12 protein-coding genes are annotated in these 12,749 nt (G+C 50.4%); 6 read left to right on the forward strand and 6 right to left on the reverse strand.

Annotated features, from left to right (window positions below):
* Positions 1–3: 3 nt before the first annotated feature.
* Positions 4–1,059, reverse strand: coding sequence for an NAD-binding protein (locus tag AB1L42_RS07920; RefSeq protein ID WP_367053155.1), 1,056 nt, complete (start codon positions 1,057–1,059; stop codon positions 4–6).
* Positions 1,060–1,427: 368 nt separating this feature from the next.
* Between AB1L42_RS07920 and AB1L42_RS07925 the strand changes: the two genes are divergently transcribed.
* From AB1L42_RS07925 to AB1L42_RS07940, 4 genes are all read left to right on the forward strand, one after another.
* Entirely contained in the window at positions 1,428–1,862 is a 435-nt protein-coding gene (locus AB1L42_RS07925; protein WP_367053156.1) for a GntR family transcriptional regulator, read from the forward strand.
* On the forward strand, positions 1,859–2,791 hold the full coding sequence (locus AB1L42_RS07930; RefSeq protein WP_367053157.1) for an ABC transporter ATP-binding protein: 933 nt from the start codon (positions 1,859–1,861) through the stop codon (positions 2,789–2,791). The genes AB1L42_RS07925 and AB1L42_RS07930 overlap by 4 nt, the downstream gene beginning before the upstream one ends.
* Positions 2,792–2,885: 94 nt before the next feature.
* On the forward strand, positions 2,886–4,481 hold the full coding sequence (locus AB1L42_RS07935) for a hypothetical protein (protein ID WP_367053158.1): 1,596 nt from the start codon (positions 2,886–2,888) through the stop codon (positions 4,479–4,481).
* A 338-nt stretch (positions 4,482–4,819) separates the two neighbouring features.
* The gene (locus AB1L42_RS07940; RefSeq protein WP_367053159.1) at positions 4,820–6,241 is read left to right on the forward strand and encodes a hypothetical protein; all 1,422 of its coding nucleotides are present in this window, start codon (positions 4,820–4,822) and stop codon (positions 6,239–6,241) included.
* Between the two features lie 233 nt (positions 6,242–6,474).
* Here the strand turns inward: AB1L42_RS07940 and AB1L42_RS07945 are convergent, their stop codons facing one another.
* The 5 genes from AB1L42_RS07945 to AB1L42_RS07965 form a co-directional block, all read right to left on the reverse strand.
* The gene (locus tag AB1L42_RS07945) at positions 6,475–6,963 is read right to left on the reverse strand and encodes a hypothetical protein (RefSeq protein ID WP_367053160.1); all 489 of its coding nucleotides are present in this window, start codon (positions 6,961–6,963) and stop codon (positions 6,475–6,477) included.
* 148 nt (positions 6,964–7,111) lie between these two features.
* On the reverse strand, positions 7,112–7,450 hold the full coding sequence (locus AB1L42_RS07950; RefSeq protein WP_367053161.1) for a hypothetical protein: 339 nt from the start codon (positions 7,448–7,450) through the stop codon (positions 7,112–7,114).
* Positions 7,451–7,482: 32 nt separating this feature from the next.
* Positions 7,483–7,842, reverse strand: a complete 360-nt coding sequence (locus AB1L42_RS07955; protein WP_367053162.1) for a hypothetical protein — start codon at positions 7,840–7,842, stop codon at positions 7,483–7,485.
* A gap of 394 nt (positions 7,843–8,236) precedes the next feature.
* Positions 8,237–8,476, reverse strand: a complete 240-nt coding sequence (locus AB1L42_RS07960) for a hypothetical protein (RefSeq protein WP_367053163.1) — start codon at positions 8,474–8,476, stop codon at positions 8,237–8,239.
* A gap of 6 nt (positions 8,477–8,482) precedes the next feature.
* A complete protein-coding gene (locus AB1L42_RS07965; protein ID WP_367053164.1) occupies positions 8,483–8,779 on the reverse strand; it encodes a hypothetical protein in 297 nt (98 codons plus the stop codon).
* A 366-nt stretch (positions 8,780–9,145) separates the two neighbouring features.
* Here AB1L42_RS07965 and AB1L42_RS07970 point away from each other — a divergent pair, with 366 nt between their 5' ends.
* Together AB1L42_RS07970 and AB1L42_RS07975 are read left to right on the forward strand one after the other, a co-directional pair.
* Positions 9,146–9,670 (forward strand): hypothetical protein, encoded by a 525-nt coding sequence (locus AB1L42_RS07970; RefSeq protein WP_367053165.1) that lies wholly within the window; start codon positions 9,146–9,148, stop codon positions 9,668–9,670.
* Between the two features lie 124 nt (positions 9,671–9,794).
* Positions 9,795–11,252 (forward strand): sulfatase, encoded by a 1,458-nt coding sequence (locus tag AB1L42_RS07975; RefSeq protein WP_367053166.1) that lies wholly within the window; start codon positions 9,795–9,797, stop codon positions 11,250–11,252.
* The last annotated feature ends 1,497 nt before the right edge of the window (positions 11,253–12,749 follow it).

Here is a 12,749-nt window from a genome sequence, read left to right on the forward strand (position 1 = left end):
TGCTCACTGAATGCGGGCGCCGCGATAGATCACCGTGTTCGACTTGTTGAACTGATTCAGTCGTTTCATGGCAGTGACATGCCCGATGAAAACAACGACATCGCCAGGAGAGATTCGCACGTCCGGATCAGGAGCGCGGATCTCTTCTGCATCGGTTTTCCGTATTGAGAGCACGACGATACCTCGCTCCGAGCGATGCTCGATCTCGCCGATCGATCTGTGAGCGAGGTCAGTCCCTTCGCGGACCACAAACTCTTCAATGCTGACTCCCAACGGTTGCAACTCATCATTCATGCGAGTTGTCTGATCGGAATTGCAGGTCAAGAGTGTCTGATGCGGGAGCTTGATGAGTTGTGCAATTCGATGAGCACCGACAGCAGCTGGCATCACAACTTCATTCGCACCAGATCGAATCAATTTGCGTCGCGTTGATTGGGATTCTCCCCGTGCGATGATGCGAACGTTGTCGTTCAGCTCTCGGGCGGAAAGCGTGATGAAGACATTGGCTGCATCGTTGGGCAGGACGGTCGCGAGTGTTTCCGCGTGAGCGATTCCAACAGCTTCGAGAGTCGCTTCTTCAGTCGCGTCTCCCAGATAGACGAGGTCGCCGAGTTCCTCCGCTTCAATGAGTCGTTCTCTGTTGTTGTCGACAATGACAAACGGGACGCTCGCAGCCCGCAATTCTGCGGTCAAATTCTGACCGACGCGACCGAATCCGCACACAATGACGTGATTCTTGAGCTTCTTAATGCCTTCGGTCATTCGCCTCGCTCCGAGTGCTTTTCTGATTTCGCCTTCCGCGATCATCTGTACGAATCCGCCCATAACGAACACGGCGGAAGTGCATCCTGAGACAATGAATAGAATGGTGAAGATCCGCAGTGATGGATCTTCAATCGGCCGAACTTCACCATAGCCGACGCCATAAATTGTGATGACCACCATGTAGAAAGATTCGAGCAAGCTCCATCCGGCGAACCAATACCCGACCACCGCGATCCCCATGGTCGTGAGGAAAACGATGGTTCCGAGGATGATCTTTCTGGCGGAAGACTGCATGCGGTCCCTTGCGCGTACCTTTCTCCTCTTCCGTCAAGAGCATCTCTGATACCGGTGCGAAGGAAATCTCCTCACCGCTGAAGTACTTCTTCGAAACACTGTTTTTGCAAGGCTTTTGGCTAAGAAAACGACATGCTCAGCCCAAGTCGTCAGCCACTGATCAGGATTTACTGAGCTCTTTCTGGGCAGTCCTGACAATTGTCGGGGCACTTCGGTGATTCAATTTTCGGGCATCTTTTCAAATTCCCATCGAATTTCGTTGACGTAATATGATTACTGTTATACAACTGTAGTCACTTGCAGGGAGTTTCGTGTCGACGAGACTTCAGCAAGCTTCACGATTCCCGGCAGTTGATGAGGCTCTGACCATGTTTGTTCGAGTTGAAAAGGGATCAGCAGTTCCCATCTCACGGCAAATTTCCGATCAGATCAGGGCGCAATGCCTTTCCGGACAGCTTCCTCCCGGAGTTCAAGTTCCATCGGTTCGCCAGCTGGCCCGGGATCTCGCGGTCAATCAAAACACGGTGCTTCGCGTTTACGAAAAATTGACCGCGGAAAGATTTCTTGAAATGAGGCACGGCGAAGGCACCTTCGTCGCGTCGGATCTGCCTTTCGAAGACTTAAACGGGCATCGTTCGAAGTTCACCGAAGAGTTCGGCCAGGTCGTTCGGCAAGGTCGCTTGCTCGGTCTGGATGGTTCGACAATGCACACGCTACTCGATGCCGCACTCGCCGCACCTCTCGAAACAGAAGAGTCGGTAGAGAGTGTATCTGCGATCGAAAACACAAAGGAGCAATCATGACTGAGCCCGTGATTCAGATTCAGAATGTTCGTAAGTCGTTCCAGAACAACACCGTGCTCGATGGACTCAATCTGTCCGTCACTTCCGGGGAAACGTTTGCTTTTCTGGGGCGAAACGGAGTCGGCAAGACGACGACGATTAAGTTAATGATGGGGCTGTTGACCCCCGATGAAGGAGAGTTGTCTCTGCTCGGAGTCAACCCGGTCACTGATCCCGTCAAGCTGCGGAGTATGATTGGTTACCTCGCAGAAGATCAGACCATGTATGACTGGATGCGAGTCGACGAAATCATTCGCTTCGTCGCTCCATTCTATCCAACATGGGATCAAAAACTGGCCAACGAGTATGTCAAACAATTCGAGCTTCCCATTCGGACACGAATTAAACATCTCTCGAAAGGGCAAACGGTGCGGCTGGGACTTGTGTTGGCCCTATCTCACCGGCCCGAGTTAGTCATTCTGGATGATCCCGCTCTCGGTTTAGACCCGATTATGAGGCGAGATTTTAACCGCGATCTCGTGACGCATCTCCAAGCTGAGGGGCGAACCGTTTTATATAGTTCGCACCTGCTCTATGAAGTCGAAGCTGTCGCTGACACCGTCGCCATTCTCCACGAGGGAAAAATCGTTCGAGTGGCAGCTACTGAAGACTTAAGGAGAGATGTCAAGCGGATCACGCTCAGCTCACAAGACCTCTCGAAAGTCGGAACGCAATTTCAAGTTCTCGACGGACGCCTGTTGGTCAACGAGGCAAGTCTTGTCGTCGACAATGCTCCGAAGGCGGTTCAGATTCTTGATCAGGAAGGGATCGCTTACCGGACGTCTGATCTGAACCTCGACGAAATCTTCGAAGCCTTTGTGATGGGGGATAAGAGGATTCGCCTCGAGTGGCCAGAGCGTGAATCAGTCGCTGTCCCCAGCGTTACATAACACCTGATGCCTGTCGTTTCATTGAAACCTGCAGTAGATCTCATTCCTGCTTAAATCAAAGCAGATTGTAATTCGGTACGAAGGTAAGTAAGCCATGTCGATCTGGTCTACGCTTCTCTGGAAAGAGTGGAACGAGAATAAGTGGAAACTCTTGTCTCTCACATTCATCGCGCTCGCAGTCTGTGCCGGGGCGCTTGTTGAAAGTCTCCGCGAAATCGAATTCGCCGTCATCGCGACGTACTATGGGTACGTTCTGTTTGCACCGATATACGTCGTGATGGGAGTCACCGCCGGAGAATGGGCGTCCGGTGCCATCGAGTTTTCAAAGAACTTGCCGGTCTCGCTAAGAAAAGTGGCAACTGCCCGATTGCTCGTCGGGTGGATCGTTCTCATTGTTCCTGTCATTTGTGTTGCTGTTTTCAGCTCCGGGTTGATCGCAGCACTTGAGTGGACGGACGTCGAAATTGGAATCTTCCATTCTGTTTCAACTGGCATGAACCTCGACCCGCAGCAAGCACTTTGGGTGATTGCTGGCATTGCCTGCGGAGTTGTGACAACACTCTATTTCTGGTTATCGGTCGCCTGTCTGAATCAAGCTACCGAATTGCGGGCAGCGATGATTGGAGTGTTGACATTTATTGTGAGTTTCTGGTTCGGAATTATTATGTGGGCTATGAACGGAGCACCGACGACGGCAGCGCTTTCTCCAAGTTGGATCATCGGAGCTTCGTCACCGGTTTATTGGATGGTCTTACCAAATCTCGAGGCAGTGCACTTGCGCAGGTGGCTGCTGGTCGGTTTAGGGGCACAGGGACTCTTGGTGATAACAGTTTGCTATTACTTCATCCGGTCGTACGGAACGCGACTTCGTGAATGGAACTGGCTCCCGCGCATTAGTTGGCCGTCGCTTGAGCAAAGTGAACCTTCCAATTCCCTCAGTGCTCCATTCTCATCTCAAATGAAAGCATTGGTTTGGATGCAACTCCGACAAACACTGCCTTTGGCTATCAGCGGACTAGTCGTTGTGTTTGTACTGACATTGCTGGCGTTCCAAGGCCCGGCGGGAGTGGCGAGGCAGATGGGAACGAATCCGTTTCAGGTCGCGATCATTAGCGTCGCTGCTCTCCTAATTGGCTCGACGACATTTGTTCCCGATTTCTCTCCAAAGCTCTATCACTTCTGGAGATCGCGTCCCATCCCTCCCATGAGATGGTTCTGGTTAAAATACCTGTCTGGCCTGTTTGTAATTATCTGTTGTGTCGATTTGCCAATTCTGATCCTTCATGGGTCAGGAATACTCCCAACTTCATCGGGGCTGTTCTCGGGGATCTTTCCAATGCTCCTGCACTGGATCATTTACAGCATCGCCGTTCTGGCAGCCTGTTTAGTAAGGCATCCGATTTATTCTCCCGTCCTTGCGTTATGCACAATCTTGACTGTCCTACTACTTCCAGTCATTTTCCAGTTCCCGGATTTCCTCTCGTTCGGTGAAATGTTCGAAGCTGTCAGGACGAGCTCCGTCCCCCAATTCTCCAACAGATACCGCTTCGACTCTTGGACGGCGAGCCTCGTCTCAGATCGCGTGTTCGTTGCGTTCTTCGTAGGACTCATGCAAGCCACCGTCATCAGCGCAACTGCGACCATCCTCGCGGCAAGCGTTACCAAACGAGACATCAATCTCAGCCCATGACTTCGAGAAGTTGTGGAAAGGAGTCGTGACACGCTTACTTGTCTGTCTGCGTTATTCAAAACGGTAACAAGATCGAATTCGAAAGGACTTCCTTGATTCGGACAAGTTTCGTGTAGGATTGAATCTGCGGGTAACTGGCTCGTTGAGCCTCCTCAAGACTCGGCAGGTTCTCGATGATGAAACTTACGAATTGTCCAAATCTAACCTTCTTCGGCGAAGTTGATCGAATACAGGCTTCTTTCCGTTCCTTCGAGTCGGACGTCTCGCGAGGACACCGCAGGGGCATTGGTGTGAGTGCAGGCGTATTCTTTCTATGCGTCGGGGCGTTGCAGTTCTTGGTGAGCAGTCGTTTGGTTTCTGCGGACGAGCCAAGACTAAGCGATGAAGCTCTTGTCTGGGCACAGCGTGTTGTGGAGTCAGCAGGGCAGATCGAGGATAAGCAGCAGAAGATAATTGCTCAGGCCGATCTGGCAAGAGTTTACCGTTGGATGGGGCAAGCTCTGAAGTCTCGCGAAGCGGCAATTGCGTTGGGGCCTTCAGGCCGGGAAGGGCTGCAGATCGCTGCTTGTCGACACGCGACCATCGCTTTGAAAGAAGCCGGCCTCGACGATGAGATGGATGAAGTCATCGCATTGGCTGAAGCGGCGAATAGTCGAGGACATCTGTCGTACGGCTTGATGGATATCTATCTCCATGCTGATCGAATCGACCTCGCGTTGAGATTCGCGGCCGAAGACAAGGGCAACTCACGATATCGCCAATTGGCGACGTTGTTGTGTACTCAGCAGAAAATCGATACCGCTCTCGAATTAGTCAATGAACATATCAAGTCGAGTGATGACCGAGACAATTTGTTTGTTGAAATGGTGCAGGTGTGTGTTCAGAGCGAACATTCAGAGTCAGCAATACCGATTCTTGATCAGATCGAATCTCGACAGCTAGTACATCGCGCCCAGGATTTACTCTCTTCGTCACAGGAAAGTGAGCAAAGCTTGGCTGCTCGCGTCGTCATTTACTCCAAGATGACAGATCGTCAAGTTAAGACCGATACGGCCTTGCCACTCGCAAAAGCACTGATCGATGAAGGCCGTTTGAAACAAGCTGCTGAAATACTTGACCAGGCGGTTGAGGTCATCGAAAACCAGCCCATAGGAACTCAATCTTCCAAATTCGGGACTTATGGAGATTTGGCGTCGATCGCAAGACTGCGGACGATGAATTACTCCATCAGTAAATCGCACTTCGATCGCAACGACAAATCTGCTGCGGAGCACCATTTGAGAATTGCGGATGAGGCTTATACGAGTCTCTATGAGCGTTCACTCCTCGTCCGCTGGCCGATGGAATTCGTTCGAGCGTATTTGCTACTTCACATCGGACGTTTGCAAGAAGTGGAAGCAATGCTCGACAGTGCAAAAGATGATACCACCCGCGACATGATGGCTTCGGTTCTTTCTGCACACTTGATAAAGCAAAATCGAATTGATGAAGGAATGAAATACTATCAACAGATCACCGAAGATGGCTACAGAAGACAGGATGTTGCCGTTGCTCTCTTAGAAGTCAACGAGCAGGAGGTGGCAGCGGAAGTGTTGAACGACATGGGTGACGAAGATCGAAACTCAGTCATCCAGAAATTCGCCAGAGCAGTCGCCGAAACACGCACTGCAAGTGAGCTGGAGACGATCTACGCTGGTCTCAGTTCTCCAGTCTTTCAATGCCACTTTGCCAGCACTGTGTTCGATGAATTGAATCAGTAATTCGCCTTTGCTCTTTAAGTTCTCAAGGTGAATCGGACTTCAATTGTGTGGAAGTATTTGCTAAGTCCAGAACTTGCGACGTTCGAGTGCTTCGAAGCTGGCTTCGTGGCCTAATCTGGTTATTGCTGGGAACGTGCTTGTATTTGATAGTCCATCGAGACAGGAGAACTTCGCATTCGACTCATGGAGACTGTTCGATGTGCGTTTCATTCACAGAATTTCCAAACGCCTATCTACTGATTCTGGGGAACTGACTGTACAGTTTCGGATCTCTTCTCAAAGCCACGCCGGCAGGTGAGTATGAGCACGACGGTGACAATGATCATTGGCAAAATGTTTGATGCAAATCTCAAAGGTTCATGAGAAAACAACTGTAAGCCTGGATGCTGTAAAGCCTTTGAGAAGCTTTCTATCGTCATCAAGAATACATCGCCGATGTGATTTGTGAACCAGATTCCAATCGCGAGGCAGGTACAGGCCAGAATTGGGTCGCGGGGGCGTGTTGCGATGGTAAACCCAATCACTGTGGAGACAACGATAAGTTCGTACAGACCGATGCTCCAACTGCTCATCCTTTCGAATTGATCCGGGTCAATCGTCGCTGCAGGGGCGAAGATGGAAGTTGTCGTATCTTCCACCACTCCGCGAAGTGAAAACAATGCGATTACGATAAGCACAGCGAGGCTGATCTTTGCGGCGGTCAGGATAGTGCGGCGCGACATTGCATTTGATCCGGAGAGTATCTCAGCTGTTATTTCTCAAGTGATCGAATTGTAACATAACAGTATCGCAGAAAGCAGCCAGGGGAGTTTGGAAGTATTTGAATTTCGCAGTGTTGCGGCAACTTCAAATACTGGCGTCTGGCGTCACCTAATCATATTCTAGAGGCTCGGAAAAACCGTATTTAGTTTTTAAGTAGGCTGGGATTTCGCCGAATTGCTTATCGTGAGACGAAAGCCAATCGATGCAGAGGTTTTTCAGGTCTTCGGGACATGGCAGTTCGTAGATGCGGTCAGACCATGCTCCCACGTACCACATTTCATTGGCTGAAGAGGCCCAGAAACTGATTCCCGAATAGCCCCGTCCTGGAATTCGCCGGCTTGCGAAGACAGCTCTTTGCGAAGACTCGATTGCTTTCAAATCAATCTCTTCGACATATCCGAAATAGCCAGCTTGCTCGATATGACGGAGCAGGTCATTGAGTGTCATTGCGGCTCCTGAGGTGTGGGTTGCTCCGAAAACTATTTGTCTTTGCTGTTCTTGTGGTCATCCGTGGTGCGATTATGCCATAAGTGCTTGGAGTTCAAATCCGTCTTTAGGATCGCCTTCGAGGTTCGAATCGAATAGTAGAGAGTCGCAATGGTGATGACCGTAAATACGTGTGGGAAATGGACAAAGCTATTAAGCGAATCCTGAAGGGTCTGATAGTTGTTCCCGAAGCTTTGGAATGATCGCGGCCCCAGTGGATCGTCATCGCTGAAGTACATGACCCAGTTGAAGACACAGAACAAAGTGGCCCCGAGTGATGCGAACCAGAGTCCGAATAGGAAAAGCCATGCTTCAAATTGTGACATCGCTGTGACGTGGTTTCGTGGGCCCATGATCGCTCAGTGGTCAGATTACGCAAAGTGACTAAGCAGAGAATTCTTGGTTGCAAATCAGGTTGACGACCTCGATGGCTCTCTTGCAAGGGTTAGTGCGTTTTCAGCTCTTAGATCTTGAAACTACTCCCGTTGAAAAGTGGTTGACGTGAAACGGCACTAATTGGTGTGATCGTTCACCTTGAGCGGATGTTGTTTCGAATTTATTCATCAAGCTTGGTTGAAGACTCACTCGAATGCAAGCTTTTTTGGCTTTGGTTGATTGGCGAGGATTTTTCACAACCGCACTTGCATAAGTGAACGGACGGCATTGAAGAGTGAGGAACATCCTCCTTATCGCACATGTAAGATTATAGTTGTTCGGCTTTCTTGGAGTCCGGACACTCCGTCGGGTTCACTTGAGTTCGTTCAAAGCTTTGAGGATGCGCTTTTCCAGGCCGAAGGTGTAGAGTGATATTCGCAAGTATTGAATCACGCGAACGATGATCCATAGTACGGTGCCAGCGGCGAGTCCTGCTCCAAAATTCCCATCTGCAAACAGAGTCGACATGCCGAACAGAAATAGCCAGGTGATCAATCCAGGATAGAAGTACTTCCCAACATCTTTCACGATGTCCCAGGAAGAGTTGACCATCGACCACTAATTGTTTGAGTGGTTTTCAATCGCCAAAGCGTAGTTCTCGCCATTCGGTTTCAGGGCATTCAGCCAGGTGACGTGATGTCCGTTTCGAAGGGAAATTGCATTGTCCCAAAACCAGAACGGGCCTGTTTCCTGGTCGCCATTTCGGATGTAGAACTCTCGGTAGATGTGGTTCTCAGTCCAAGCTTGGTCCCCCTGGACGTTCACGGATGTTGTTTGCCTCTCATGCAGTCCGGTGACCATTCCGGATGATTGGGAAATGTTTCTGAAACGACCTGCAATTTTGACACCGTTCATTGGATTGCTCACAGATAGATTGGTGAATGCCGACGCAGTACTCGATGCTCGCCGTTGCGAAGAGTGTGCAGTGGATGGCGATGTTTTCGAGGTTCATAAGACTTGGCGCAATCTCCAGAGGTTCTGTGCAATTTGTTTCAGGTTTTCTTCAACGGCCTGGGGGTCGAAAAATCTCAGATCTTCCATCGGGGTTGGCTGGTTCAGCGTGAGTTGCAAATGAAGTCGGGGTTGTTCGAATGGTTCGAAGCTGGTAATCAGGTTTCGATCGGCGATGGACGCGGTGAACTTGCTTGCTCTGATTGACTTCGCAGGCTTGGCACTGCTTAGAAAACATCAAGTCGGCTATTCAACCTGGAGGAGATTCTGATGAGTGCTATGAAATCCGCAGCTGTGTTTCTACTTTGCATGGCATGGGCGGGTATCTCATTAGCAGAGCACTTCACCTATGGTGATGACGTTGTCGCTGGCGTTCACGATGAACAGTTTTCCGGGAAGCACTGTCGAATTTCCGTCTACGGGCCAACCGGCGGATCTTATGTGTCAGGCACCTACCAGGATCCCAATGGTGAACTCCGGATCTCGGTTGACCGATACAGCTACCTGGAAGTTCGCGGATCAGCGCGGAAGGTTGTCGTGACGTTTATTGATCGCAACAGCAACGTCAATCTGGAGCATCTCAAAGTGGGGACAGGTGGAATTGAGATTCACAGCGTCAACAGGCGATCCAAAGTCGACATCGGAGAAAGCCTCGGCCACGTGACTCTTAAGTCTGTCGAAGCGTCTTCAATCTCTGTGCCGCATGGCACGCATGTGATTGGAGAAGATCGAATGCGAGACGGAGCACGCCTGTTCTTCGAAGGCCGCACCACGCAAGCCTATGTCGATGAGTAGTTTTGGGAATCGGGCTGCGTCGATCAGAGAGAGCATTTCTTGTTACAGTGCGGTAGAATGAGCGTTTTTCGAGTCGGGCGATGGGATCACTTGTCGTCCTTGTCTTGTTCTACTGGGATATACAATGCTCAAAACTCTCTTGTTGGTCAGCGCTGTCGTTTGGGCAGGGGCAGCTCAAGCGGATGATAAGCCGAACATTATTTTCATTCTTGCGGACGATTTCGGCTGGGCAGACTGGAATCACAACGGAGGAGAACATGGCTCCACGTTTTACGAAACTCCGTCTCTGAATCAGATGGCAAGCGAGGGTGTTTACTTCTCGCAGGCATATGCGCTACCGCTCTGTTCGCCTTCTCGCGGAACACTGATGAGTGGTCAATACGTGGATGCACGGCTTGGTTTGTTTAAGGCGATTACAGGCGGGAGTGTGGCCAATCCTGCGGTTCCAAAGAGTGCGAACCCACGTAAGGAGCAACTCTGGCCCACTTCACGGGATTCACTTCCACTCGAAACGGTGACCATTGCGGAGATGCTGAAGGAGAATGGTTACAAGACGTTTCATTTTGGTAAGTGGCATCTCGGCAATCGTAATAAGTACCCGGTCAAGCAAGGGTTTGATCGACAGCGTGCAGTCAAGGGGGCAGGGCCCGGGGTGCCGAACGGATACTTTGCTCCATTTCAGGTAGACGACTTTATTGAGGGCGAAGAAGGAGACTATCTCGCTGACAAAATCACGGACGAAGTGTTGGAAACGATCGAGGAGAATCGTGACCAACCTTTCTTTCTCTATCTGGCTCACTTCAATGTCCATTCCCCTTATTACGGAAAACCAGCGTACGTGAAAAAGTATGCTGAAAAGGCAGCGACTCTTTCGTCGGGGCAACGGCATCCTGTCATGGGGGCGATGGTTCAGTCGCTCGATGAAAGCGCCGGGCGTATTCTCGACAAGCTGGATGAACTAAACCTCTCTTCGAGTACGCTTGTCGTGTTCATGGGAGATAACGGTGGTGTTCACTTTAAGAACAGCAAAGACGACTACAGCGACATACCCATTACGGTGAATGGTCCGCTACGCGAGGGGAAGGGCACGTTTTATGAAGGCGGAGTGCGGGTGCCACTCATCGTCAGAATGCCAGGCAAAGTACCAGCCCATGTTGTCGAAGTGACGCCAGTCCACCTCGTCGATTTCTATCCAACCCTCGCCAGCTTTGCGGGAATTGAACTCGACCAAGACGATCTCGACGGTGTCGACATCAGGGGTTTGCTGACACAGGAGGAAGATATTGAAGAACGAGCACTCTTCTGTCACTTCCCGCGTGAGCGTCAAGTCAGCGGCGACCAAGCTGCCGGAGGTTCGTTTATCCGCAAAGGAGACTACAAACTGCTGAGGTACTATTTAGCGTCCCCCACCAACGAGGATGTATACGAACTCTACAACTTGCGTTCCGACATCGGAGAGACTCACAACCTTCTCGAGAGCGAACCGCAAGTGGCAGCTTCTCTGAAGGCCGAACTTGCAGCCTGGTTGCGGTCGACCTGCGCATTGACTCCACAAATGAATCCAAATTACTCAGCTAAGTAGATAAGTTAAAGGCGCGACTTTCGATTGACGTTTTGGGGCTATTGGCTTTCTCCAATTGCCGATTCAATTTCGCACGCTCTATGTCGCTTCTTCAGTTCAATGAGGGCTGGAGTAGCTGCGGGATTGAAGGCATGGACCACATTGCAGTCGACTGTCGACATAGAGTCCCGCTCAATGACGTGCTGAAGTTGGCCTATCCAACTCATTGTCAGCCACACGTGTGGACGCCAGAAGCTGTGATGACCGATTGGCGCGATTGGTTTTTTGTGGTGTATCCACACAACAAGTCGGGCAGAGCATTTCGACAGCTCCTGAATTCTACGTTCTGCACTGCAGGCTCGAGTGAAGCGGCGTTTCAAGCAATTTCGAAAGAAGTTTGCGCCGCGAAGTACTCACCACCGTTAGCGGACTTGAGAGACAGAACACGATCGAGTGACCCGCGACGAATCCTGAGCAAATGGGGGATGAGCTTTGAAAGCTTTTCTGAAAAGGCACCGCTTGGCTCGTCATTCTTTGTGGTTGATCATCTTGGTCGTTGTGGGTGTTGTAGTTCTACGACCACGAAAATACGTGAGCAGTAGTCCGCACAAGATAGTCACAGGCACCTACGTTGGGTTTGGGGTGAAATTGGGAAGCGGGTGGCTCGGTGAGAAGCTGTTGTATTCTGTAACGGAGTACAATGACTGCACGATAGTTAGCTACAATTTCTCAAGTTCGGGCGTCTGTTCCATTCAGGTAAAATGCCCAAATACCGGTCGGTTGATCGCTGCCGGAAAAGCTTATGTGTTGTCGACGGAAGATGAGGGAAGTCTTGGGATTCCACATGCTGATCGGTACTCCTTTATTTCCGGTAGTACTTATGATCGGGAAGGTATGAAGATTGGCAGCATTGAAAACGGACACGGTACTGTAACGATGGTAGAGTGCTCCGGCGAAGCCTTTTCGGTGACCTTCGAGTCTGGAAGAATATTGCGTCGGGTACCTATTCGAGCAGAACTGCCCAGGTGAGATGCATCCGGACCGTGATCGCTCGAGTTTGACAGAGCAGGTCCAGCATGCCCACGCAAGCGAGGGCATGGCACCCGTGCTTTACCAATCATCAGTTTTTTTAGACGAGTTGCGAATACTATGTTGCGCTGCGAAGGCGCAGTTGAGAACATTTTCGACACCGAATTATTCATGTTGCTAATCGAACGCATCAATATTGCACAAATGGCAAGTAGACACAAATGGCAAGTAGAACTGTGAAGTGGAGCATATTTCTGCTTGCGCCAGTAGTGCTGCTTCTGATTGCAGTATGCGTAAGGATTCATGATTCAAATCGAGAATGGGAATTGATTGACAAACTAGAGAGGAGTGGCCGAGTAACATGGTTGAAAGAGAGAGAGCCTTGGGCGCGATTATTCCCGCCTCGACCAACTGGAATTGAAATCTACCAGGGCGGCTTGACGGAATCGGAAATCAAGATCATATCATCTTGGAGTAGTCTGACTTCCC

The sequence above is a fragment of the Thalassoglobus sp. JC818 genome (assembly GCF_040717535.1).
Taxonomy (GTDB): Bacteria; Planctomycetota; Planctomycetia; order Planctomycetales; family Planctomycetaceae; genus Thalassoglobus.